At 60.9% G+C, this 24,169-nt stretch carries 25 protein-coding genes; 11 read left to right on the top strand and 14 right to left on the bottom strand.

Annotated features, from left to right (window positions below):
- Positions 1–95: 95 nt before the first annotated feature.
- Entirely contained in the window at positions 96–959 is an 864-nt protein-coding gene (locus QRN04_RS02710) for a sigma-70 family RNA polymerase sigma factor (protein ID WP_284974616.1), read from the bottom strand.
- Between the two features lie 96 nt (positions 960–1,055).
- On the opposite strand from QRN04_RS02710, the gene QRN04_RS02705 reads away from it, so the two are divergent.
- Positions 1,056–2,039: an Lrp/AsnC family transcriptional regulator gene (locus tag QRN04_RS02705; protein ID WP_284974615.1), complete on the top strand. Its 984-nt coding sequence runs from the start codon at positions 1,056–1,058 to the stop codon at positions 2,037–2,039.
- Positions 2,040–2,044: 5 nt separating this feature from the next.
- Here the strand turns inward: QRN04_RS02705 and QRN04_RS02700 are convergent, their stop codons facing one another.
- Both QRN04_RS02700 and QRN04_RS02695 read right to left on the bottom strand, forming a co-directional pair.
- Positions 2,045–2,473 (bottom strand): VOC family protein, encoded by a 429-nt coding sequence (locus QRN04_RS02700; RefSeq protein WP_284974614.1) that lies wholly within the window; start codon positions 2,471–2,473, stop codon positions 2,045–2,047.
- 98 nt (positions 2,474–2,571) lie between these two features.
- A complete protein-coding gene (locus tag QRN04_RS02695; RefSeq protein ID WP_284974613.1) occupies positions 2,572–3,027 on the bottom strand; it encodes a VOC family protein in 456 nt (151 codons plus the stop codon).
- Between the two features lie 138 nt (positions 3,028–3,165).
- Here QRN04_RS02695 and QRN04_RS02690 point away from each other — a divergent pair, with 138 nt between their 5' ends.
- Together QRN04_RS02690 and QRN04_RS02685 are read left to right on the top strand one after the other, a co-directional pair.
- Positions 3,166–3,555, top strand: a complete 390-nt coding sequence (locus QRN04_RS02690; protein ID WP_284974612.1) for a DUF3054 domain-containing protein — start codon at positions 3,166–3,168, stop codon at positions 3,553–3,555.
- A 115-nt stretch (positions 3,556–3,670) separates the two neighbouring features.
- Entirely contained in the window at positions 3,671–3,949 is a 279-nt protein-coding gene (locus tag QRN04_RS02685) for an Lrp/AsnC family transcriptional regulator (RefSeq protein ID WP_090821559.1), read from the top strand.
- A 14-nt stretch (positions 3,950–3,963) separates the two neighbouring features.
- Here the strand turns inward: QRN04_RS02685 and trpD are convergent, their stop codons facing one another.
- Entirely contained in the window at positions 3,964–5,022 is a 1,059-nt protein-coding gene (gene trpD, locus QRN04_RS02680; RefSeq protein WP_284974611.1) for an anthranilate phosphoribosyltransferase, read from the bottom strand.
- A gap of 148 nt (positions 5,023–5,170) precedes the next feature.
- Between trpD and ctaE the strand changes: the two genes are divergently transcribed.
- The 4 genes from ctaE (at position 5,171) to qcrB (ending at position 9,509) form a co-directional block, all read left to right on the top strand.
- Complete coding sequence (gene ctaE / locus QRN04_RS02675; protein WP_284974610.1) at positions 5,171–5,809, top strand: aa3-type cytochrome oxidase subunit III; 639 nt, start codon at positions 5,171–5,173, stop codon at positions 5,807–5,809.
- 88 nt (positions 5,810–5,897) lie between these two features.
- The gene (gene qcrC / locus QRN04_RS02670) at positions 5,898–6,686 is read left to right on the top strand and encodes a cytochrome bc1 complex diheme cytochrome c subunit (RefSeq protein WP_284974609.1); all 789 of its coding nucleotides are present in this window, start codon (positions 5,898–5,900) and stop codon (positions 6,684–6,686) included.
- A 101-nt stretch (positions 6,687–6,787) separates the two neighbouring features.
- Complete coding sequence (gene qcrA, locus QRN04_RS02665) at positions 6,788–7,858, top strand: cytochrome bc1 complex Rieske iron-sulfur subunit (RefSeq protein ID WP_284974608.1); 1,071 nt, start codon at positions 6,788–6,790, stop codon at positions 7,856–7,858.
- Entirely contained in the window at positions 7,836–9,509 is a 1,674-nt protein-coding gene (gene qcrB / locus QRN04_RS02660) for a cytochrome bc1 complex cytochrome b subunit (RefSeq protein WP_284974607.1), read from the top strand. Before qcrA ends, qcrB begins: the two co-directional genes overlap by 23 nt.
- A gap of 111 nt (positions 9,510–9,620) precedes the next feature.
- On the opposite strand, the gene QRN04_RS02655 is transcribed toward qcrB, so the two are convergent.
- Positions 9,621–10,409 carry a GntR family transcriptional regulator gene (locus QRN04_RS02655; protein ID WP_284974606.1) on the bottom strand — a complete coding sequence of 263 codons (789 nt, stop codon included), beginning with the start codon at positions 10,407–10,409 and terminating at the stop codon, positions 9,621–9,623.
- Positions 10,410–10,573: 164 nt separating this feature from the next.
- Between QRN04_RS02655 and QRN04_RS02650 the strand changes: the two genes are divergently transcribed.
- Positions 10,574–10,867: an HPr family phosphocarrier protein gene (locus tag QRN04_RS02650; RefSeq protein ID WP_284974605.1), complete on the top strand. Its 294-nt coding sequence runs from the start codon at positions 10,574–10,576 to the stop codon at positions 10,865–10,867.
- Positions 10,868–10,942: 75 nt separating this feature from the next.
- Here QRN04_RS02650 and QRN04_RS02645 read toward each other — a convergent pair whose 3' ends face one another.
- From QRN04_RS02645 to QRN04_RS02625, 5 genes are all read right to left on the bottom strand, one after another.
- Entirely contained in the window at positions 10,943–11,344 is a 402-nt protein-coding gene (locus tag QRN04_RS02645; RefSeq protein WP_284974604.1) for a cytochrome c oxidase subunit 4, read from the bottom strand.
- Positions 11,341–13,062: an aa3-type cytochrome oxidase subunit I gene (ctaD, locus tag QRN04_RS02640; RefSeq protein ID WP_284974603.1), complete on the bottom strand. Its 1,722-nt coding sequence runs from the start codon at positions 13,060–13,062 to the stop codon at positions 11,341–11,343. The genes QRN04_RS02645 and ctaD overlap by 4 nt, the downstream gene beginning before the upstream one ends.
- 10 nt (positions 13,063–13,072) lie before the next feature.
- Complete coding sequence (gene ctaC / locus QRN04_RS02635; protein WP_284974602.1) at positions 13,073–13,951, bottom strand: aa3-type cytochrome oxidase subunit II; 879 nt, start codon at positions 13,949–13,951, stop codon at positions 13,073–13,075.
- 183 nt (positions 13,952–14,134) lie between these two features.
- On the bottom strand, positions 14,135–14,524 hold the full coding sequence (locus tag QRN04_RS02630; protein WP_284974601.1) for a HesB/IscA family protein: 390 nt from the start codon (positions 14,522–14,524) through the stop codon (positions 14,135–14,137).
- A 163-nt stretch (positions 14,525–14,687) separates the two neighbouring features.
- On the bottom strand, positions 14,688–16,121 hold the full coding sequence (locus QRN04_RS02625) for a dipeptidase (RefSeq protein WP_284974600.1): 1,434 nt from the start codon (positions 16,119–16,121) through the stop codon (positions 14,688–14,690).
- A 117-nt stretch (positions 16,122–16,238) separates the two neighbouring features.
- On the opposite strand from QRN04_RS02625, the gene QRN04_RS02620 reads away from it, so the two are divergent.
- Complete coding sequence (locus QRN04_RS02620) at positions 16,239–16,829, top strand: DUF3043 domain-containing protein (protein WP_284974599.1); 591 nt, start codon at positions 16,239–16,241, stop codon at positions 16,827–16,829.
- A 100-nt stretch (positions 16,830–16,929) separates the two neighbouring features.
- Here the strand turns inward: QRN04_RS02620 and QRN04_RS02615 are convergent, their stop codons facing one another.
- Positions 16,930–18,006, bottom strand: coding sequence for a quinone-dependent dihydroorotate dehydrogenase (locus tag QRN04_RS02615; protein ID WP_284974598.1), 1,077 nt, complete (start codon positions 18,004–18,006; stop codon positions 16,930–16,932).
- A 68-nt stretch (positions 18,007–18,074) separates the two neighbouring features.
- On the opposite strand from QRN04_RS02615, the gene QRN04_RS02610 reads away from it, so the two are divergent.
- Positions 18,075–19,754, top strand: coding sequence for an FAD-binding dehydrogenase (locus tag QRN04_RS02610; protein WP_284974597.1), 1,680 nt, complete (start codon positions 18,075–18,077; stop codon positions 19,752–19,754).
- 9 nt (positions 19,755–19,763) lie between these two features.
- Positions 19,764–20,726 (top strand): alpha/beta hydrolase, encoded by a 963-nt coding sequence (locus QRN04_RS02605; RefSeq protein ID WP_284974596.1) that lies wholly within the window; start codon positions 19,764–19,766, stop codon positions 20,724–20,726.
- A gap of 13 nt (positions 20,727–20,739) precedes the next feature.
- Here the strand turns inward: QRN04_RS02605 and QRN04_RS02600 are convergent, their stop codons facing one another.
- From QRN04_RS02600 to leuA, 3 genes are all read right to left on the bottom strand, one after another.
- Positions 20,740–21,564, bottom strand: coding sequence for an isoprenyl transferase (locus QRN04_RS02600; RefSeq protein WP_284974595.1), 825 nt, complete (start codon positions 21,562–21,564; stop codon positions 20,740–20,742).
- A gap of 2 nt (positions 21,565–21,566) precedes the next feature.
- Positions 21,567–22,319 carry a DNA repair protein RecO gene (gene recO, locus QRN04_RS02595; RefSeq protein ID WP_284974594.1) on the bottom strand — a complete coding sequence of 251 codons (753 nt, stop codon included), beginning with the start codon at positions 22,317–22,319 and terminating at the stop codon, positions 21,567–21,569.
- Positions 22,320–22,412: 93 nt separating this feature from the next.
- The gene (leuA, locus tag QRN04_RS02590; RefSeq protein WP_284974593.1) at positions 22,413–24,152 is read right to left on the bottom strand and encodes a 2-isopropylmalate synthase; all 1,740 of its coding nucleotides are present in this window, start codon (positions 24,150–24,152) and stop codon (positions 22,413–22,415) included.
- Positions 24,153–24,169: the final 17 nt, after the last annotated feature.

The raw sequence follows: 24,169 nt of genomic DNA, 5'->3' as shown, positions 1-24,169 counted from the left end.
CGTCGAGAAATCTTTGAATCCGCTGTGACTGAGTGAGGTGGACGCTGGACGGTGTCAGCACACAAAGGGCCGCAACGCCGTCGTCAGCAGGGCACCTATCGTGCTAACGCCGCTGGGACCACCACGCGAGGCTGTGGGTTCATGCCTGCCTGAATATGCTGCAGGTCAGCCAGCGCATTGGCACAATGCCTGCACTGGGCAACATGCTCGTCCACTCTCAAGCGGGCAGCCTTGTGTACCGCGTTCCTCACGAACTTGCCCAAGTGCCGTGCGAAGTCCGTGCATTCCTCAATGGCGGCTTTGCCCACGTGCTGCTGTAGGTACGCTTGCCGCAGTCCTTCCGTTGCGCGTATCAGTAACGAGGACACACCGTTCGGCGTCAAGTCCAACACTCGGGCCGTGGCAGCCGGCTTGAGGCCTTCGACTTCCATGCACCATAGAACGGTCTGCCACCGCACCGGTAGGGAGCGGAATGCCCGCATCAGGATCGTTGATTCGAAAGCTGCGATTGTGGTGTTTTCCTCGAGTGTCAAAACATCCAGCGCGCTTCCATAGCCCAACGTCGCAGAGCGCCGCACTGTCACGTTCCTGCGGTGGGCCATGCGCCTTACGGTAGTGGCCAGGTATGCCTGGAATGACTCGCGGGGCCCTTTTCCTGAGGTCAGCGCTGCAAACACCGCCGCGAACGCCTCGGAAACAACATCCTCGGCTTCGCTGGAACTATCTGATTCGGCCCGCGCCACGTAGCCCGCGACCTTGCGATGGCGCCTGTACAGTTCCGCGAATGCTTCGTGGTCCCCCTCCCGCACCAGGGCGATCAGGCCTGCGTCATCCGACCCTGCACCCGCACCCACCTCATCTTCCGTGCGGCTGTTGGGAACGGGCGACTCGCCGGGGCGAGGGGTATCGAACATGGGTTTCAGGCTGCTGGCAGCTGATGTGCTGATGAGAGGAGACATGGCTGCCTTTCAAGTGAGGAACGGGCGAACCAAACCTAGCCAGCAAGTGATCGAATACACTCAAAATGCAGGCTTCTTCCGAGAAAAGAGCGTCCGATGCAGGAATATCTGCTCGATGAGCGGGATCTCCGTCTACTGCATGCACTTCAGATACGTCCGCGGGCGCCCTGGACAGCGTTAGCGCCCGTGGTCGGCGCAGACGCGGTCACATTGGCAAGACGCTGGCAGGCTCTCCAAGACTCAGGTCTTGCCTGGATTACCTCCTACAAGGGACCGGGCGCCAAGTATGCCGGAGCGATCGTGGAAATCGACTGCGTACCGGCAAGCATTGCCCCCGTCACGGAAGAGCTCGCCCGCGACACTGAGGTCCTGTCCATCGATCAAGTCGCCGGTGGGCGGGATTTAGTGGTGACGGTTCAGTGCCGCTCCGAAGCAGCCCTCGGCGAATTCGTCCTGGACAAACTACCGTCCGTGTCCGGCGTCACCAGCACTCGAACGCACCGGGGGATCAAACTTCTCGCCGACGCACAAGTATGGAGGCTGCGGTCGCTGAATGAACGCGACGCCAATCGGTTGGCGATCGATCTCCCGGAACCGGGAAACGGGCAGCGAGGAGTCCCGGCCGACGTCGAGAATGGACTCGCCAAAATACTCGCGCTAGACGGCCGGGCCACCATAGCTGACATCGCCGGTTGGCTGGGAATAAGCCAAACCCGGGCCAAGAACGCGTTGTCCGCTCTCCTGGCAGAGAAGCGCCTGATAATGCGCCTCGAAGTGGCCCGGCCCTATACGCCGTGGCCGCTAGCCGTGTGGTATTTCCTCCGCGTGCCGGCAACCCATGTTGAAGACGTTGCAGGAAAGCTGACCGGACTCAACGAAGTGCGATTGGTCGCAACCACGGCGGGTATGTATTCGATTCTCATGACGGTATGGCTTCGTCGCGTTGAAGACATGACAGTACTTGAGAGGCAGCTTGGCGAAAGATTGCCGTTCGCCGAGATCATGGACCGCTCGATAGTGCTCCGTACCCCAAAGCACATGGGTATTCGGCTCACCACGGACGGACGGAGGGTCGTATAGCCGGATCAACCTTCTTGGGGAGCCCCTGCGATGTTGACCAGCCACGCGATGCCGAATTTATCCACGCACATGCCAAAGGCATCTCCCCAAGGCGCCTTCTCCAGCGGAATGGTGACCGTGCCGCCGTCGATAAGCTTTTCCCAGTAGTCGCGAAGCTCTGCGTCATCCGAGGACTCGCCGCTGAGGGACACGGAGATGTTATCCCCGGGGTTGTGCTGCATGCTGCTGGGTGTATCCGCGGCCATCAGCGTGAAGCCATTCGGCGCCACCAACATGGCATGCATCACCTTGTCCGCTTCCGCAGGGTCCTCGTTGGCCTGGAAGTCACCGAAAGTGCTGACATTCAGCTCCCCGCCGAAGACGGACTGGTAGAAAGTGATCGCGTCGCGGGCGTTGTCACGGAACGAGATATAGGGGTTCAGGCGGGTTGCCATCGGTCGGATCTCCTCGGGTTGTCGTGGGCCAGTGGCGGCCGTGCCGTCATGCTAACAGCGGCGGGTGCTGTGTGTCCCCACCTTTTCAAACACGCATTTCAAACACCGTCGTAGGCCTTTTGCAAAACGTCCATGTCAAGCTTGCGCATCTTCATCATTGCCTCGAGGGCGCGCTGGGACCCTTCACGATCCGGTCCATTGAGGAGTGCTGGCATGGACGTGGGGACAATCTGCCAGGACAAGCCGAACTTATCCTTGAGCCACCCGCACTGACTCTCCTGGCCACCAACCAGAAGTGCCTCCCAATAACGGTCAACTTCCGCTTGGGAATCACAGTTAACCACGAGCGAGACGGCCTCATTGAACGTGAAGATGGGGCCACCATTAAGGCCTACGAACTGCCTGCCCTCGATCTCGAACCCAACGGTAAGGGCGTTGCCGTCAGGCCCAAGCACGGTTTCCCCTATGGACGAGTTGTCGAAGATGGAGGTGTAGAACTCGGCGGCCTCGGCCGCTTGTCCGTCAAACCATAAACAGGTCGAAATTTTCTGCATCTACCGCTCCTCGATCCATGTCGGGACCCGGTTGTCCCCCCCGTCCGAGGCTAATACGGCCGTCCCGCCCACACAACGGTCGACGGCGGTAACGTCCAAACTTCGTCCCGGGGCCACCACCCCGCTATGGTCGAAGTCATGACATCACCATTCAAAGCGTGGATCTACGCCGCCATCGCGGACCTCCTGCTGATCCTTGCCTTCGCCGCCATCGGCCGCGACGCCCATGCTCGCGGCGACATTATCGGGGGTGCCTTCATGACGGCTTGGCCGTTCCTGGCGGGTGCCGCGATCGGATGGATAGCGCTGCGGGCATGGCGAACCCCCTTGGTTCTTTGGCCGTCGGGGGTAGGCATCTGGATCGGCGCCGTCATCTTTGGAATGCTGCTGAGGGCGGCCACCGGCCAAACAGTGGTGCTGCCGTTCGTGATCGTAGCGTTGATCTCCCTTGGTGTGTTCCTCTTGGGTTACCGAGCGGTCACCGCATTGGTCATCCGGATGTCGCGCAAGCGGCAGCGCAGGGCCTGACCATCACCGAGTAGACCCCGCGCCATCACCGAGTAGACCCCTGCGCCATCCCCGTGCAGCCCCATGGACTAGGCTGTAAACACACCGCAATGATGCCCTCACGGAAAGGTTCCATGTGATCACTGCATTCGTTCTGATCAAGACCGATGCTTCACGCATCCCGGAAACTGCTGAGCAAATTTCAGCGATCCAGGGCATCAGCGAGGTCTACTCCGTGACCGGGGAATGGGACCTGATTGCAGTCGCTCGCGTCACCAAGCATGAAGAGCTCGCGGATGTGATCGCCGACCGTCTTTCCAAGGTGGCATCGGTAGTCCACACCACCACCCACATTGCGTTCCGTGCTTACTCGCAACACGACTTGGATGCGGCTTTCGCGCTCGGATTCGAATAAGTACCGGAGGAGGTTCAGCCTTGGCTGAGCTCAATCCACTTCTTCAGGACCTCTGCAGCCCGGCCCGAATCCACTGACTCTGCCGCGTGCGCATAGGCGGCCCGCATGCGGTCAATCAAGCTACCCTCGGACTTCAGGTCCACGGCCACCAGGCCTGCGGCAGCGTTCAGGAGAACGGCGTCGCGTATGGGCCCGGTCTTCCCGTCCAGCACTTCCCGGACGACGACGGCGTTCGCAGCAGCATCGCCACCCCGGAGATCGGCCACCGTTGATGCCTTGATCCCCAGCTCAATGGGCGAGAAAACCTGTTCCGTGACAGAACGGTTCCGGATCTCCCACACGGTGGACTGCCCGGTCGGCGTCAGCTCGTCCAAGCCGTCGTCGCCACGGAAAACAAGGCCTCGGCTCCCCCGCCGAGCCAATACGCCGGCCACAAGGGGCGCCATGCGGGCGTTCGCCACACCGACGGCGGAAGCCTGCACCTGCGCCGGGTTGGTCATCGGACCCAAAAAGTTGAACGCGGTTGGCACGGCCAGCTCACGGCGCGGCACGGCTGTGTGCCGGAACGAAGGATGGAACACCTGCGCAAAGCAAAAAGTGATGCCAGCTTCTTCGGCGTTGCGGGCCACGCGATCAATGGAGAGGTCCAACCGGACGCCCAGCGCTTCCAGTACGTCCGCGGAACCGGACGTCGACGACGCGGCGCGGTTTCCATGCTTGACCACTTTTGCGCCCGCCCCGGCGGCGACCAACGCGGCCATCGTAGAGATATTGACGGTATTGAGGCGGTCGCCTCCCGTGCCCACGATGTCGAGCTTTTCTCCGGAAATCGATATAGGGTTGGCGTTCTGCACCATCGCCGCCACGAGACCGGCTAGTTCCTCGACCGTTTCGCCCTTGGAGCGAAGCGCCACCAGGAATCCGGCAATCTGCGCCGGAGTCGCTTCGCCGGCCATGATCGTATTCATGGCCCATTCGGTGTTCTCCACCGCAAGGTCGTCGCCATTAATCAGTGCAGAGATGAGCCCGGGCCACGTATTGCTGGCTGCGGGTGCCGATGCCGGAGAAGTCACCCTCTGATGCTATCTAGGTAGCCATGCCCATGACGAATGTGAACCGACGCGGGAACTTTTCCGCGCGATTTCGCGTCTTTGTAGAAAAAGTCCCCCCAAACGGTGGTTTGCATTGGGAACTCTGGACTTTTACAGACATAATGTCCTTGTGACATCTGCGACCCATGCCCCCAGTACCCCGGCGCACCCGACGCTGAACCGCCCCAACTTGGTTTCTGTTGGAACCGTAGTTTGGCTGTCCAGTGAGTTGATGTTCTTCGCCGGCCTTTTTGCCATGTACTTCACCCTCCGGTCCACTTCAGGATCCTTGTGGGCGGAGGAGACAGCTAAGCTCAACTTCCCGTTCGCGCTGGTGAACACCATCGTCCTTGTGGCGAGTTCGTTTACGTGCCAGATGGGCGTTTTCGCCGCTGAACGCCTCGAGCCGCGCCGCAGGGGTGGGCTTCTGCAGTTCACCCGCTGGGGTATGACGGAGTGGTTTGCCCTGACGTTCTTGATGGGCGCCTTCTTCGTGGCCGGCCAGACGACGGAATACGCCATGCTTGTCTCCGAGCACGTCACGCTGTCTGCCAACGCCTACGGATCCGCCTTCTTCATGACCACCGGCTTCCACGGCCTCCACGTCATCGGTGGACTCATCGCCTTCCTGTTCATCATCGGCCGCGCGTTCGCAGCCAAGAAGTTCGGGCACTTTGAGGCAACATCAGCGATCGTCACCTCGTATTACTGGCACTTTGTCGACGTTGTGTGGATCGGCCTCTTCCTGGTCATCTACGTCCTCAAGTAAGCCCGGCCTTGACTCTTTTTCTACAAGAGGCAGAATTTCAAGAAGCGGCTCATAGAGCCGACGCAGGATCGAAAAAAGGAACCACCACGTGAAGGCACTATCGCAGAAGCGACGTCACCCACTGGCAGCCATTGCGCTGTTGCTGATGGGCCTACTCCTCACTGGTGGGCTGTACGCCGTCGCCACATCTGTCAACCAGGCCAAAGCCGACACCCCCACTGCCAGCGCAAGTGACGTAGAGCAGGGCGGCAAGTTGTTCGCCGCCAACTGCGCTACCTGCCACGGCATGGGTGCCAGCGGATCCAAAGACGGGCCCTCGCTGGTCGGCGTCGGTGCCGCAGCGGTTGACTTCCAGGTTGGAACCGGTCGTATGCCCATGCAGATGAATGGACCGCAGGCCCAGCAGAAGCCAGTGCAGTTCAACGACCAGCAGACCTCTCAGCTGGCAGCATACGTAGCTTCGCTGGGCGCAGGCCCCGCCATCCCGGAAGCCGGCCTCTTGGACGGAAAGGGTGACGCCGCCAAGGGTGGCGAGCTCTTCCGTGTGAACTGTGCCATGTGCCACAACGCCGCAGCCGCAGGCGGTGCCCTGACCCAGGGCAAGTTCGCTCCTTCCTTGTCCGATGTCAGCAGCCAGCACATCTACGAAGCCATGGCAACGGGCCCGCAGAACATGCCCGTCTTCAATGACTCGAACGTCTCCCCTGAAGGCAAGCGCGACATCATCACCTTCCTGAAGACCATTGACGCCAACGGTTCACCGGGCGGTGCCCAACTCGGCTCTCTGGGCCCCGTGTCCGAAGGGCTCTTCGTTTGGGTGGCCGGACTCGGCGTCATCATCGCCTTTACGATTTGGCTGACGTCCCGCACGTCCTAGCCTTTCCCGGCACTAAGAAAACTTCTGCTGGAACACAGCAGTTTGGAACTGAAAATTAACTCGGCCCAGGTCGAGACAACGAGAGAAGGATGAGGCGAATTATGGGCAACCATAGTGACGGCAGTCCGAACCACTCGGGCACCGTAGCTACGGCTGGTCAGAATGAGGTGGAGAAATTCCAGGATCCTGGACTTCCTCCGCATCGTTTGCGCCTGGCTGACACGGACCCGGTAGCCGCAAAGCGTGCGGAGCGTCAGGTAGCCATTCTGTTTGGCATCTCTGTCATTGGCACGCTGGTCTTCTTGGTGGCGTACTTTGCCATCGACTTGGGCAAGGATTCAACCATTGCGACGATCCGTACGCAGAACCTCTTGCTGGGGCTCGGTACGGCGTTTGCAATGCTCGGAATCGGCACCGGCATCGTGCACTGGGCCAAGGCCCTTATGCCCGACCACGAAGTGTCAGAGGAACGCCATGCCATTCGCACCGAGGAAGACCGCCAAGCGGCTGTCCGCATCGTTGACGATATCGTCGAAGAGACCGGCATCAAGCGCAGGCCATTGATCCGCAATACCCTTCTTGGCGCTATTGCCTTGGCACCGCTTCCGGCACTGGCCGTCTTCGGCGACCTGGGTCCCCGTCCCGACAACACGCTCGCACACACCATGTGGGCTCCCGACGGCGGCAAGCTCAAGCGCCTGACCCGCGACCCCGACGGCACGCCCATCAAGGCCTCAGACGTCACCATTGGTTCAGCGTTCCACGTCATTCCCGAAGGTCTCAACGAACTTCCGGAAGGCAAGCTCAATGCCAAGGCCAAGGCCGTAGTCCTTCTCATGCGGCTCGATCCCAGCTCCTTGAACCCGTCCGCGGGAAGGGAAAACTGGAGCTACAACGGCATCGTTGCGTATTCCAAGATCTGCACGCACGTCGGTTGTCCTGTTGCCCTCTACGAGCAGCAGACACACCACCTTCTGTGCCCCTGCCACCAGTCCACGTTCGACCTCACGCAAGAATGCAAGGTCATCTTTGGACCGGCCAGCCGTCCGCTCCCCCAGCTGCCGATCGCAGTTGACGCTGAAGGCTACCTCGTCGCAACCAGCGACTTCAAAGAACCTGTAGGACCGAGTTACTGGGAGCGTGACGAGCATGAGCGCCTCATCAACAGCTGAAGCCCCCTTCGTACCGGAATCCAAAGTTGGCCGTTTCACCAACTTCGTGGATGAGCGGGTGGGCGGCTCAGGCATCCTGCGCGAGTTTGGCCGGAAGGTCTTCCCCGACCACTGGTCATTCATGTTCGGCGAAGTGGCGTTGTACTCCTTCGTCATCTTGCTGATGTCAGGTACGTTCCTGACGTTCTTCTTCGATCCGTCCATGGCGGAAACCCACTACCAGGGTTCCTACACTCCGCTGTACAACGTGGATATGTCGGTGGCCTACAACTCCTCACTGAACATCTCTTTCGATGTACGCGGTGGGCTGTTCATGCGCCAGGTGCACCACTGGGCTGCACTGCTGTTCGTCGCATCGCTCAGCGTTCACATGTTGCGCGTCTTCTTCACCGGAGCGTTCCGCAAGCCACGTGAAATGAACTGGGTAGTAGGCGGTGTCCTGCTTATCCTCTCGATGGCTGCTGGCTTCACGGGCTATTCATTGCCTGATGATCTCCTGTCCGGCAACGGTCTGCGCATTATTGACGGCGTCATCAAGTCCATCCCCATTATTGGAACGTACATCTCGTTCTTCCTCTTCGGTGGGGAATTCCCGGGAACGGCAATCATTGGGCGCCTCTACGTCCTCCACATCCTGCTGGTACCGGCGTTGATCCTCTTGATGATCGTCATCCACCTCTTCATGGTTGTGGTCCACAAGCACACCCAGTACCCCGGCCCGGGCCGCAACGATGGGAACGTCGTCGGATACCCCCTAGGACCTGTTTACGCTGCCAAAGCCGGTGGATTCTTCTTCATCGTCTTCGGCGTCGTGGCACTCATGGCTGCTGCGTTCACGATCAACCCGATCTGGAACTACGGTCCTTATGACCCCTCCCCCGTCTCCGCTGGAACACAGCCTGACTGGTACATCGGTTTCGTTGATGGTGCCCTCCGACTCATGCCGGGTGTTATCAACGGCTGGCACGTCGAGCAAACCATCTTCGGACACACGCTGACGTTGAATGTCCTGCTCCCCGCGCTCGTTCCGGCCGGCATCATCTTCACCGTGTTGTTCACGTACCCGTGGATCGAGCGTTGGATCACCAAAGACAACCGGGAACACCATGTTCTGGACCGTCCGCGGAACGCTCCCACCCGTACGGCCATCGGCGTGGCAGGTTTCACCTGGTACTGCGTCATGTGGGCGGCCGCCGGTTCGGACCTTATCGCCACGCACTTCAGCGTTTCGCTGAACGACGTCACCTACTGGCTCCGGACGCTGTTCTTCATCGGACCGTTCATCGCCTTCTTCGTTACCAAGCGCGTTGCCTTGGCACTTCAGCGTAAGGACCGGGAAATCGCCCTTCATGGTCGCGAAACCGGCCGTATCGTCCGGCTTCCGCACGGTGAGTTCATTGAGGTGCACGCTCCTTTGGATGAATACAAGCGTTACAAGCTCGTAGGATTCGAGTCACCGCTCCCCTTGCCGGCCCAGCCGAACGGACACGGCGTGGTGACGCGGAGTGAGAAGCGACGCGCGGCTCTTTCCAAATGGTTCTTTGAGGACAGGGTTGCTCCGGCAACACCTGCCGAGCTCGAGGCAGCCCACGCACATGGTCACCACGAGACCATCGAAGCAGGCGCAGACCAGAAGAGCCTGAGCCACTAACCAGCTCATTTCCAAAAGGGGAAGGCCCAGTTCATAAGGACTGGGCCTTCCCCTTTGCTGTACATTCAGTTGCCCGGGCCAGGACATTCATGTGTCCGCGCAAAGCGCTGGCTAATGGGTGCGATATCCCGAAGCGTAATTCCTGGTGGGACGGACACCCGGGCGCTGCAACGGCACCCACAGCTTGTATCGGTCAGCGCGATAATAGGACACTGAATAGTCCACCATCGCCCTGGCAACAAATGCATGGCGCTGGATCTTCAGCAGTGGCGACCCCACATCGACGTTCAGCAGGCGGGCCGTTGACGGGGAGGCCGCCGTGGCCTCGATCATGTCCTCACCCCATTCCATCACCAAGCCATAACGCTCACTGAGAACGTTGTACAGGGACGTCGGCGGTGCCTCATCCAAAAGACCAGGTACCCGATGGGCCGGAATGAAGTTCTCGTCCACACTCATCGGCTCGTTATCGGCCAGCAAGAGGCGTCGGAAGCGAACCAAGGGTGTTCCCTCCTCCAGCTGCAGTTCGCGGGCCAGAAAGGCACTGGCGGCTATCTGCTCAAAACTCAGTACCTTAGCAGCGGGTACCATGCCACGCCGTTGCATCTCTTCGCTGTAGGAGGTGAGCTTCACCTGCAGGTCCAACTTGGGCTTCCTCACGAACGTGCCCAGTCCAACAACGCGCTCGAGGACTTCTTCACCAACGAGGGCATCGATTGCTTGCCTGACCGTCATCCTCGCCAGTCCGAAGCGCTCAGAAAGATCCCGTTCCGAGGGAAGGGCAGAACCGGGCGGACACGATTGCGCAATGAAAGACCGCAGTATCTCCCGGAGTTGCACATAGATGGGAGTCACGCTGGTGCGGTCAATGTCGCCCGCAATGTTCGCCGCGTCAGCCACGGTATTGGTCCTGCAGAGGATCACTCATGGTTCAAGCGTAGTTCACCCTGGCTAAAGGTCTAGACCAGCGTGGCGGTACCGTTCGTTCAACGGAAACCTCGAAGGCTACGCTTGTAAGGTCAATTTATAGTGGCGGCGGGGACCGCCCGAGCGGAGGAGCAGTGTTGCCCGAACAAAGATCCATAGTGGCTGCGGCCCTTGGCCTCCACGCACGGGCGGCTGCGATCTTCGTCCGCGCAGTCACCGACACAGGACTGCCGGTGACAATCCGGAAACCAAACGGATCAGCCGTGGACGCCCGCTCCCTCCTGGAAGTAATGAGTGAAGATTTTGGCCATGGATGCGAGGTCCTACTTGAGGTTGCGCCTGACGCCCTCCCTGGCCCTACCAGCGTGTCCAATGCCGCCGACTCGCTCAGGTCACTCTCCGCGGTTCTGGAGCGCCCAGAACTCAACTAGGGCACGAACGGCAGCCATAAAACGTCAATGGGCCCCACCAGTGGTGGGGCCCATCGCGCTATTGAAGAGAACTTACTAGTGGGCGTGATCGCCGCGGCTGTACTCGAACACCCAGCCAACCAGGGCTACGACAGCCAACCCAGCTGCAATGAACGTGATCCAGAAGCCAATGGCCAAACCGAGGAACCCACTTGCACAAGAGATACCCAGTACCAACGGCCACCAGCTCCAAGGGCTGAAGTGCCCCTGTTCGCCAGCGCCCTCGTGCACTTCAGCGTCGGCGCGGTCCTCGGGGCGCAATCCAACCCGGCGTCCGGTGAATCCGAGATACGCGCCGATCATGCCGGCCAATCCACCCACCAGCAAGATACCGAGGATGCCTACCCACTCAGACCAGCCGGTCAGGAAGCCGTAAACAATAGCTACGGGGACGAAGAAGAAGATGCCGGCTCCGAAGAGCCATGATTCGACTTTCACTTTCGGACGTCCTTCTGGTCGGCGTTACCCAAGGCGGCAGCTGCGGGAGACGGAGCCCCGGCGGTAACGATCTGGGCGAGTTCCGGGTGGTGCAGGTCCAGGGCCGGGCGCTCGGAGCGAATTCGGGGCAAGGAGGTGAAGTTGTGACGAGGAGGTGGGCAAGAGGTTGCCCATTCCAACGAGGCACCGAAGCCCCACGGGTCATCAACTTCGACCTTCTTGTCACTGCGCCACGTGATGTAGACGTTCCAGAAGAACGGCAGGAGGGAGGCGCCAAGGACGAACGACGAGATGGTGGAGAACTGGTTCATCCACGTGAAACCGTCCTGCGGAAGGTAGTCCGCGTAACGCCGCGGCATACCTTCAACGCCAAGCCAGTGCTGGATCAGGAAGGTTCCGTGGAAGCCCAGGAACAACAACCAGAAGTGGATCTTGCCGAGACGCTCGTTGAGCATCTTGCCCGTCCACTTTGGCCACCAGAAATAGAACCCGGCGAACATTGCGAACACCACGGTGCCAAACACCACGTAGTGGAAGTGGGCCACAACGAAGTAGGAGTCCGAAACGTGGAAGTCCAGCGGCGGTGAGGCGAGGATGATTCCGGTGAGGCCGCCAAAGAGGAAGGTCACCAGGAACCCAATGCTCCAAAGCATCGGAGTTTCAAAGGTGATCGAACCCTGCCACATGGTTCCGATCCAGTTGAAGAACTTCACGCCGGTAGGTACGGCGATCAACATGGTCATGAAGGAGAAGAACGGCAGGAGCACGGAGCCGGTGACATACATGTGGTGTGCCCACACGGTGACGGACAGCGCTGCAATGGCAATCGTCGCATAGACCAAACCCTTGTAACCAAAGATCGGTTTGCGGCTAAAGACCGGGAAAATCTCGGACACGATGCCAAAGAACGGCAGGGCGATGATGTAGACCTCAGGGTGTCCGAAGAACCAGAACAGGTGCTGCCACAGCACGGCGCCACCATTGGCCGGATCAAAAATGTGCGCCCCGAACCGGCGGTCAGCGCCAAGTGCGAACAAAGCAGCTGCAAGCGGCGGGAAGGCCATGAGTACCAGGATCGCTGTCACCAGGGTGTTCCACGTGAAGATCGGCATACGCCACATGGTCATGCCGGGGGCACGCATGCAGATGATGGTGGTAATGAAGTTGACCGCACCAAGGATGGTTCCGAAACCGGACAGCGCAAGCCCGAAGACCCACAAATCACCGCCAACACCCGGGCTGAACGTGGTGTCGGACAACGGCGCGTAGGCAAACCAACCAAAGGAAGCTGCACCCTGCGGAGTAATGAATCCCGAGACGGCGATGGTGGAACCGAAAAGGAAGAACCAGAAAGCCAAGGCGTTCAGTCGCGGGAAGGCGACGTCGGGCGCGCCGATCTGGAGAGGCATGATCACGTTTGCGAAGCCTGCGAAGAGGGGCGTAGCAAACATCAGGAGCATCACGGTGCCGTGCATCGTGAACAACTGGTTGTACTGTTCCTTGGTCTGCAGGATCTGCATACCCGGCTCAAAGAGTTCAGCGCGGATCAGCAGCGCCATCACGCCACCAAGGCAGAAGAAGACGAACGATGCGATCAGGTACATGTACCCGATGGTCTTGTGGTCCGTGGAGGTGATCCAGTTGACGACGATGCGCCCCTTGGACTTTGGAACTACTGGAGTCTCAAGGACCCCGGCGGATTGAGTGTACGTAGCCACGTCGCTCCCCTTACTTGGTCTGCGTGGTGGTCAGGTCCGGGTTGCGGTCGTAGTCCGCACCGAGGAGACCCGTGTTGCCTGCCTTGCGGAGGTCGTCCATGTGAGCCTGAAACTCAGACTGGGAGACAACCTTGACACGGAAGAGCATTTCGGAGTGGTACTCGCCACAAAGTTCAGCGCACTTGCCATCGTAAGTGCCCTCCTTGGTGGGAGTGAACCTGATGTAGTTCGTCTTACCTGGAATCATGTCGCGCTTCTGGAGGAAGGCGGGAACCCAGAAAGAGTGGATGACGTCGCGAGAGTTGAGTTCCAGGTCCACGGACTTGTTGACCGGTAAGTACAACGTGGGGAGGAGGTCCTTGTTGACGTCGTTACCCGTCAGGTGTGCCTGGACACCGGCCTCGTGCAGGTCTTCAGTGATGACCTGGCCCTTTTTGTAGTTGAAGTCCCAGGCCCACTGCTTGCCGCGGACGTCAACGACGACGTCGGCCGGCTGCGATCGGTCATCAATGGCGCGCTGATCCTGGTCGGTGAAGTAGAAGAACACCAACACCATGAAGAGCGGGATGGTCAAGTAGAAGACCTCGAGCGGCAGGTTGTAGCTCAACTGCTTGGGGAAACCCGTGGTGCCCTTGCGGCGACGGTAGGCGATGATGCACCAAACCAGGAGACCCCAAGTAATGATGCCCACTGCCAAGGCGGCGATCCATGAGTTGACCCAGAGGTCCATGATCCGGGCGGTGTGGTCGGTAGTGCCGCGCTCTGTCGGCAACCAACCCTTCTCTACCTCTGGTGAACATCCGGTCAAAACCAACGCGCCGGCAACTGCCAAGCCAGTGATCGAGGTGATCTTTACGCGTCGGCTGCCGGTTCGGTTCTGCGAACTCACAGACGGCCCTTCCTCTTGTTGCTATCTCCCGGCAGGCCGGAGGCCAACCGGGCACACTAAAAGTTTTACTACCCGATGTAGAGCTTACCGCTACGAAGCGGTTTTTGCGCACATGTCGGCGCCGTGGCTCCCGAGGCGATATAACGGTCAGGAAACGGCGCCGACATGGGGCAATGACCTACGTCAGTGGAACGAATCGCCGCAGGCGCACGAGCCACCCGCGTTGGGGTTGTCGATAGTGAAACCCTGTTTTGAGATCGTGTCCTCGAAGTCGATGCTGGCGCCACTGAGGTAGGGCACGCTCATCTTGTCCACTACTACCTCGACGCCGTCGTAGTCACGTACGGCATCGCCGTCGAGAAGGCGCTCATCGAAGTAGAGCTGGTAGATCAGGCCGGAGCAACCGCCGGGTTGCACTGCAACCCGCAGGCGAAGGTCCGTCCGGCCCTCTTGCTCCAGGAGGCTGCGGACCTTGCCTGCCGCGACGTCGGTCAGGGCGACCTCGTGCGTGGGGAGCTCATCGCTGGTAATGACCTGCGCTCCGGTGCTGTTTTCGTTGGTTGCAGTGCTCATTGGCCTACCTTCTTATGAAGCTTTTGGCGACAGTGTCGGAGCACTGCCTGCCCTTACCCAAATTACGTACGGGTTATACCTATATGCTACGTCGCGCGGACGCCTAGCTATAACTCTTGGCGTAACCGTGTGCTGCTACTACTTGTTCCCATCTGGCTGGAGTCTATTCGCCGAGCCCGGACGAGTTGAGCCGTGCAAGCATCAGCGCCTCCGCGAGGACCGCGTGGCGGAAATCTCCGATGTGCAGCGACTCATTGGCGCTATGGGCCCGGGAATCGGGATCCTCGACGCCGGTCACCAGGATTTGCGCTTCCGGATAGATGTCCACGAGGTCTGCAATAAAGGGAATGGAACCACCGATGCCCATCTCCACAGCCTTGACTCCCCAAGACTCCTCCAACGCCCAAAGAGCCACGCGCGCGGCCGGTGAAGTGGTATCGGTGGAGAAGGCAGTACCCCGCTCCCCCGGGGTGAATGTCATCTTCGCCCCGAAGGGAGCGTTGGCCTCGAGGTGCTCCCTCAAGGCGTCCATGGCGGCATCGGGATCCTGGCCGGGGGCCAGACGCATGCTGAACTTGGCCCGTGCAGCAGGAATCAAGGTGTTCGAGGCTACATCCACTGCCGGGACGTCCATGCCGATAATGGAAAGCGCAGGCTTCGTCCACATGCGGGAAGCGATCGTCCCGCTCCCGGCGAGCCTCACGCCGTCGAGCACTGATGCATCCGCACGATAATCGGCTTCATCCACATCGACCGCCACCTCGTCCCGGGACACCAGGCCAGGCACCGCCACATTACCCTCATCATCGTGGAGGGTGGCAATCAGGCGGGACAGGAGAGTTGGCGCATCCAGCACAGGTCCGCCGAACATTCCGGAGTGGACGGCGTGGTCCAGGACCCGCACTTCGAACGTTCCGTCCACCAGCCCGCGCAGACTCGTGGTCAACGCGGGCACGCCGACCTTCCAGTTGCTGGAGTCGGCGACAACGATGACATCGGCCCGGAGAAGTTCCTGATGCTCTTCGAGGAACGTCCTGAACGTCGGTGATCCTGCTTCCTCTTCGCCTTCGAAAAAGAACGTCACCCCCAGTCCGAAGTCGTCGGCGAGAACTTCTGTCACAGCTGCGTACGCTGCCAGGTGGGCCATGATGCCCGCTTTGTCGTCGGCGGCGCCGCGACCGTACAGCCGCCCTTCTCGCTCTTCGGCCACGAACGGCTCAGACATCCATAGGGCACGATCACCGGGCGGCTGTACGTCATGGTGGGCGTAGAGCAGAATGGTCGGCTTGCCGACGGCGGCGGGGCGCCGTGCGACGACGGCGGGACCGCCGGGCGTGCCGTCCGCTTTGTCGCAACGGAGGACACGGACCTCTTCCATGCCAGCGGCCGTGGCCAGTGCGGCCACTGCTTGGGCGCTCCTGTCGAGTTCCCGGGGATCGAAGCTGGCCCAAGCGATACCCGGAATACCGACCAAGTCTTTGAGTGAAGCCAGGGTGGTTTCGAAGGACGCCTCGACGGCGGCGGCAAGCGCTTCTACTGGCGTATCACCGGAATTGCTCTGCTTGTTCTGCGGGATCTCTCCGCGTGTTGAAGTCATGGCCCACACTTTACCGCCGCGCGTCCCCCGTGCTTGTCCGGGCCGGGCTGCTGGATGAGCGCCACCCGCCCGGCTACTCGTAACCTGCGCCACCTTCCTGCGGGGTATTCTGTATGGGTGTTCGGACGCAAAAAGGAAGAGCCCAGCGCTCAATCAGTAGTAGACCAGGCGTATGCCGCCTCGGAGACGGGCCCTGGAAAGGGCTCCCCCACGCCCAAACGGAAGGTTCAGGAAGCGGCCCGCAAACGTCCGCTGGTCCAGACTGACCGGAAAGCTTCGAAAGAAGCCGAGCGTGTCGCCATTCAGGACCAACGTCAAAAAATGCGTCGGGCGCTGGACACCGGTGACGAGAAGTTCCTGCCCCTCAGGGACAAGGGACCCCAGAAACGTTTCACCCGGGACTTTGTCGATGCACGTTTCAGCTTGGGCGAATACCTGATGTTCGGCGCGCTGCTGTTCGTGGTAATTACGCTGGTCATCCCCTCCAACGGTGTGGGGATCAGTTACGTCCTTGTCGCCTTCTGGGTCATGTTCCTCGCCGTTTTTGTCGATGCCTTCATCCTGTCGCGGCAACTGCGCAAGCGGCTCACGGCCAAGTTTGGCCAGGTGGAACGCGGAACCATTTGGTACGGCTGCATGCGTTCCCTTCAGTTCAGGAAGCTCCGTCTTCCCAAGCCACTGGTCAAGCGCGGCCAGTACCCGAGCTAAGGGACGAGTACCCCCGCTAAGGGACACTCCCTAGGCCCGTAGACCCCACACGCAACAAAAGACCCTGGACCGCCGGTCCAGGGTCTTTTCGTATGCGATATCAGGCGCCGCGTTTGCGGATCTTCGCCAGACCTTTGTTGATCCGGGCAGCCCAGAACGGCCCTTCGTAGAGAAACGCAGTGTAGCCCTGTACCAGGGTTGCACCTGCATCCAATCTGTCCTGGACATCCTGGGCGGACTCGACTCCTCCCACTGCAATGAGGACGAGGTTGTCCCCCACCGCGCTCTTCAGCCTTCGCAAGACCTCCAAAGAGCGGCCCTTCAGCGGCGCACCTGAGAGGCCACCGGCACCCAGTGCCTGGACCTTGCGCGCATCTGAGGTAAGGCCTTCGCGGGAAATCGTGGTGTTGGTGGCAATGATGCCATCCAATTCGAGGTCCAAAGCGAGCCCTGCGACGTCGTCGACGTCGGCGTCGTCCAGGTCCGGCGCGATCTTGACCAACAGCGGAACATGGCGTCCGGCCGCTTCATCGGCACAGTCACCGACGGCGCGCAGTAGCGGGCGTAGGGTTTCGACGTTCTGCAGGAGCCTGAGGCCGGGTGTGTTGGGCGAGCTGACATTGACCACAAGGTAGTCGGCCGCGGGCGCCAGGCTCCTGGCACTCGCCAGGTAGTCCTCGGTTGCGTCCTCAAGCTCCACAACTTTGGTTTTGCCAATGTTGACGCCGATCAGCGGGCGCACGTCAGGGTGCGTCCGCTGCAAAGCAGCCCGGGCAGACTTGAGCCGCGGCGCAACGGCGGCAGCGCCGTCGTTATTAAATCCCATGCGGTTGATGACCGCCCGATCTTCAACCAGTCGAAAGAGGCGGGGCTTGCCGTTGCCCGGTTGCGGTTGGCCGGTGATGGTCCCCACTTCAACATGGCCGAAACCCAAGTCGACGAGCGCCTCGATGCCATGCCCTTCCTTATCGAAACCTGCCGCCAGCCCAAACGGGGAGGGGAAGGTAAGCCCGAACGCCTCGGTCCGAAGGCAGGACTCGGGCTGGGTCATCCTCGCCAGGATGCGGCCTACACCGGACCGGTGGGCCGCGCGGATGGCTTGGAAACCGATCCTGTGGGCTTTTTCGGCATCCATCCAGGAGAAGGCCAACTTGAAGAAGGTGGGGTATACACGCATGTTCCTAGTTTTCCCGCTTACGCACCCCACACCAAACCCATGTAGGGGGATGCCGCTAGCATGTAGCCATGCCCGGACTCAATGGTGACGCAGATCATGCAGGGAGCAGGATCGATGCGGACGTAGTGGTGATTGGTGCCGGATTATCCGGACTGGTTGCTGCAGCCCACGCGTACGCCGCTGGCAAGCGCGTTGCCATCCTCGACCAGGAGCCCTCCGCTTCTTTGGGCGGGCAGGCCCATTGGTCATTCGGCGGCCTGTTCATGGTCGATACACCCGAGCAGCGCCGATTAGGGGTGAAGGACAGTGCGGAGCTCGCCCTTTCCGACTGGCTGTCTTCCGCGGCTTTCGACCGGCCGGAGGACTCGCTCGCGCGGAGATGGGCCGAGGCATACGTCCACTTCGCGGCAGGAGAAAAGCGGTCATGGCTCAGGAGCCTCGGCGTCGGATTCTTTCCCCTGGTCCAATGGGCCGAGCGGGGCGGCTACGGGCCAACCGGCCACGGCAACTCGGTTCCGCGCTTCCATGTCACCTGGGGTACTGGTCCTGCATTGGTCAAGCCGTTTGCGGCGAAGGTGCAAGAAGGGGTCGACGCCGGACGGGTCACCCTGCACTTCCGCCACCGGGCCCGTGCGCTGACGACAACCAATGGCCGCGTGGTGGGCGTTGCCGGCGATGTTTTGGAACTGTCGACGGCGGCACGCGGCGAGGCCTCGTCGAGGGCTGTCACCGGGCACTTCCGTGCCAGAGCGGGCGCCGTCGTCGTGTCAACGGGCGGGATCGGAGGCAATCACGCGACTGTTCGCCGGCAGTGGCCGGGGGCCGCCCCCGCCGAGATGCTCTGCGGTGTGCCTTCCTCCGTTGATGGCGAATTCCTTCCGGTCGTGGAAGCAGAGGGCGGGGCACTCATCAACGGCGACCGTATGTGGCACTACCCGGAGGGCATCCACAACTACGCCCCTGTTTGGCCACGCCACGGCATCCGCATCCTGCCCGGCCCGTCGTCGTTGTGGCTGGATGCTGAAGGGAATCAACTCCCCGCACCGCTTTTCCCCGGTTTCGATTCCCTTGGCGCACTTCGACACATCACTGCATCGGGTCATCCTTACTCGTGGTTCGTTCTCGACCGGACCATCGCCCTTAAGGAACTTGGCCTGTCCGGGTCTGAACAGAACCCGGACCTTACGGGGCAGAGTGTGCAGCTGCTTTTCTCACGCCTCAGGCCCGGCAGTGATACGCCCATCCAGCGATTCCTGGATCGCGGCGTGGACTTCCTCCAGGCGGGATCCGTGGCCCAATTGGTCTCCAAGATGAACGCGTTGGTTGGAAACAAACTGCTGGACGCGGATTCTGTGGAGTCGCTGATCCGTGCACGTGATCTGCAGGTCGCCTCCGGTCTGGGCAAGGATCCACAGCTTGCCGCCATCCGGGCAGCCCGCCGCTTCGCCACAGACCGACTGATGCGGGTTGCTCCACCGCACGAGTTCTTGGACCCTGCCCACGGACCACTGATAGCCATCCGGTTATCAGTCCTGACCCGGAAGAGCCTCGGGGGCCTCCAGACTGACCTGAGATCGCGGGTAATGGATGCTGCCGGGGATCCCATCCCGGGGCTGTACGCGGCAGGAGAAGCTGCAGGCTTTGGAGGGGGTGGCATTCACGGGTACCGGGCACTGGAAGGGACGTTCCTGGGTGGATGCCTGTTCTCCGGGAGGGCGGCAGGCCGGGATGCCGCATCCAGCACCTAGGCTTGGACCATGGGCTGGACTGACGACATCTTGGGACCTGGCTTCGAGGCCTACCGGTATGAGTCGCAGGCACCGGCTGGTGGAGTCCGCCGCGCCACGCTGGTCAGGTATAGGTCCGGCGGTCGTAGCCCCGGGCATTCCACTGCTGTGTTGTTCCTCCATGGCTGGAGTGATTACTTCTTCAACACGGAGCTGGCCGGGTTTTGGGACGCGCAGGGCTACGATTTCTATGCCTTGGACCTGCACAACCATGGCCGCAACATAGAGCCGGGAGTCACGGCGGGATATGTCGCGGACCTGGCTGATTACGATGCCGAGATCGGTTGGGCCATCGAAACGGTGCAGGAAGACAGAGACGCTGCGGCACCGGCGGGCGTGATCTTGATGGGTCACTCAACCGGAGGCCTGATAGCCGCCCTGTGGGCAAGCCGCCACCCTGGGCGCCTGGACGGGTTGATCCTCGACAGTCCCTGGTTGGAGATGCACGGGGGTGCCTTGGTTCGACGGGTGGCGCAGGCGCTCTTGGCACCCGCTGCAAGCATCAGGCCCGAAGCGGTCCTTCGCTTGCCACAACGGGGATTCTACTTTCGCAGCATCAGTGATTCGGCCGATGGAGAATGGGCCTTGGACCAGAAGCTTCGGCCACCCTTTGCGTTCCCGGTGAGGGTGGGGTGGCTCCGAGCCGTCTTTGCCGGTCACGCCGCGGTAGCCCGGGGCCTGGGTTTGGAAATCCCGGTGTTGGTGCTGATCTCCTCGGGCAGTTCCACGGGCATGGTGTGGAACGAGTCCATGCGACGCTCGGATGCGGTCTTGGACGTAAGGCTTATCGGCCTGCGTGCCATGTCGCTGGGCAAAACGGTCACCATCGAGCGGATCGACGGCGCCCTTCATGACGTTTTCCTGTCAGCGCCGAACGTCCGCGGGGACGCATACGCGCGCGTGGCGCGCTGGATGAAGAGATTCCTTCAGTAGTAGCACAGGCCTGCTAACCAACCGCGGTTGCGGCGTCCACCGCTCCCCCATACCGACGGTCACGTTTGGCATAGATTTCGACGGCGTCCCATAGCGTGCGCCTGTCAACATCCGGCCACAGGGTATCCATGAAGACAAACTCGGCGTAAGCGGACTGCCACAGGAGGAAATTGGAGAGCCGTTGCTCGCCCGAACTACGCAAAAACAGGTCCACGTCCGGCAAGTCCGGCTCGTCCAAGTACTTCTGGATTGTCTTCTCGGACACCGAACCCGGCTTGAGCCGCCCTTCGGCGACGTCGCGCGCGATCGCTGCAACGGCGTCGGCTATTTCAGCGCGGCCGCCGTAATTAACACACATGGTTAGCGTGCAGGTCTCGTTGGCACGTGTGTAGTCTTCAGCGTCTTCCAACTCCTTGATGACCGAGCCCCATAGCCTGGGCCGCCGCCCAGCCCAGCGGATGCGGACGCCCCATTCGTCGAGCTGGTTGCGCTGGCGACGAAGCACGTCCTTGTTAAATCCCATCAGGAAGCGCACCTCCTCGGGCGACCGCCGCCAGTTCTCCGTGGAAAAGGCGTAGACGCTCACGTACTTGATGCCAAGTTCTATGGCTCCGGCCATCACGTCCAGCAACGCAGGCTCCCCTGCTTTGTGGCCCTCGATGCGCGGCAGGCCACGCTGATTTGCCCAGCGGCCATTGCCGTCCATGACGATAGCTACGTGCTGCGGGATCAGCTCACTGGGAATCCGCGGCGGCTCAGCACCGGAAGGATGCTTGTAGGGCGCAATGACCGGGGTCTTCCTGGCTGCGCGTGCCTCAGTCTTCTTTCCAAGTGCCACAGTCAGCTACGCTCCACATGTTTGAGTGATTTCACGGCCCGTTCCAAATGCCATTGCAAATAGCTTGCCACCAGTCCGGCCGCTTCGCGTCTATGCCGTGCATCAGAAACATCGGCCACAGACCAGTTGCCGGTCAGCAAGGCACCGAGCAACCCTACCGTCTCGGGAGCGGGCGCAGGGGAACCCGGTGGCCTGCAATCGTTGCACACCATGCCACCCAGGGGTGCCGCGAAAGCCGTATGAGGCCCGGGGCGTCCACAACGTGCACAATCGGTAAAGCTTGGCGCCCACCCACCGGTGGAAAGTGCCCGCAAGAGATACGAGTCCAGGATCAGTTCCGGTGGGTGGTCGGAGCGGCTCAATGAGGCCAAGGCCCCGACCAGCAGGTTGTATTGTGCAGTTCCCGACTCCGCGTCAACGTCCGTAAGCTTTTCTGCAGTCTCCGTCATCGCCGCAGCGACGGTGAACCGCCCGTAGTCGGCCGCGATACTGCTCCCGTAGGCCCCCTTCGCAACCGCTTGCGTCACGATATCCAACGTGCGTCCAGCGACGAGCTGCAAGTCAGCGACCATGAATGGTTCCAAACGTGCGCCGAACCGGCTGGTAGTCCTCCGCACGCCCTTCGCCACAGCACGAACCTGGCCATGATGCTTGGTCAGCAAAGTGATAATGCGATCGGCTTCCCCCAGCTTGTGGGTACGGAGCACCACGGCATCATCCCGGTAGGACCGAGCTGCAAAAGACGGATTGGCCACAACTAATCTTCGCACTACGGGGACACAGGAACTGGCACTTCCGCCGTGTGGAGACGCTATTTCCCGTCACCACACGGCGGTCCGGGAATGACCCTATGCCTGCGCGTCCCTAACGGCCCGGTTGACGGCCGAAATCAGGGCCTTCAGTGAGGACGTGGTAGTGCTGGGATCGATCCCGACGCCCCACAGGACACGATCACCAACAGCGCACTCCACGTACGCAGCTGCACTGGCGCTGCCGCCTTCGGAGAGGGCGTGCTCGCTGTAGTCCAGGACGCGGACATCCACGCCGTCGTGGTGCAGGATGTCCAGCAATGCAGCGATCGGACCATTGCCGCGCCCGGTTCGGCGGACTTCCACACCATCGATGCGCAGGTTCGCGGTCATCGTCATCGCGCCCGACTCATCGGTTTCGGTGCTGACGCTGCCCAGGGAATAACGGCCCCATTGCGCTTCCATTTCAGGTGATGGCAGGTACTCGTCCTGGAACATCTGCCATAGCTGACTGCCGCTTACCTCACCGCCGACAGCATCGGTGCGGCGCTGGATCACGCCCGAGAACTCGATCTGGGCCCGGCGCGGCAGGTCCAGGTTGTGCTCGTTTTTCAGCAGGTACGCCACGCCACCCTTGCCCGATTGCGAGTTGACGCGGATCACGGCTTCGTAGCTGCGGCCCAGGTCCTTGGGATCGATGGGCAGGTACGGGACCTGCCACGTGAAGTCTTCCACTGCTTTGCCTGCTGCTGCGGCGTCCTTTTCGAGGGCTTCAAAGCCCTTTTTGATCGCATCCTGGTGGGATCCGGAAAATGCCGTGAAGACGAGGTCGCCGCCATAGGGCGACCGTTCCGGAACAGGCAACTGGTTGCAGTACTCCACTGTGCGCCGCACTTCGTCGATGTCCGAGAAGTCGATCATGGGGTCGACGCCCTGCACGAACATGTTCAGCCCCAGCGTCACCAGGTCCACGTTGCCCGTACGCTCGCCGTTGCCAAACAAGCAGCCTTCAATACGGTCAGCACCGGCCAAGTAGCCGAGCTCAGCGGCAGCGACACCCGTGCCACGGTCATTGTGGGGGTGCAGGGAGATGATGATGCCTTCGCGCGGGTGCAGGTTCCGATGCATCCATTCGATGGAATCGGCATAGACGTTGGGGGTCGCCATTTCCACGGTGGCCGGCAGGTTGATGATGACTTGCTTGTCGGCGGAGGCCTCAAAGATGTCGGCGATGGCATTGCACACCCGTGCCGCATATTCGAGTTCTGTTCCCGTGAAGGACTCCGGCGAATATTCGTACGTGATGTGGGTGTCCGCTAGGGTTTCCTCGTACTTCTTGCAGAGCCGGGCGCCTTGCAAGGCGATGTCCAGGATGCCGTCTTCATCCTGGTTGAAGACGACACGGCGCTGCAACACCGATGTGGAGTTATACAGGTGCACGATGGCCTGCTTTGCCCCCACCAAGGACTCGTACGTCCGTTCGATGAGGTGCTCACGTGCCTGCGTCAATACCTGGATGGTGACGTCGTCGGGGATGTGGCCACCTTCGATGAGCTGGCGGACGAAGTCGAAGTCCGTCTGCGATGCAGAGGGAAAGCCAACTTCGATCTCCTTGTAGCCCATTTTGACCAGCAACTGGAACATCTTCAGCTTGCGGGCCGGACTCATGGGGTCTATCAGGGCCTGGTTGCCGTCCCGCAAATCGACGGCGCACCAGCGCGGAGCCTTGGTGATGACCTTGTCCGGCCAAGTACGGTCCGGAACGTTGACAGTGATCTGGTCTTGGAACGGCAGGTAGCGATGGGTGGGCATACCGGAGGGCTTTTGTGCATTACGCATGGCGTGGGCCTTTTCTC

The organism is Arthrobacter sp. efr-133-TYG-104, assembly GCF_030208915.1.
GTDB lineage: Bacteria > Actinomycetota > Actinomycetes > Actinomycetales > Micrococcaceae > Arthrobacter.
Note: the sequence above shows the minus strand (reverse complement) of the source record. Positions and strands in the feature narration are given on the sequence as shown.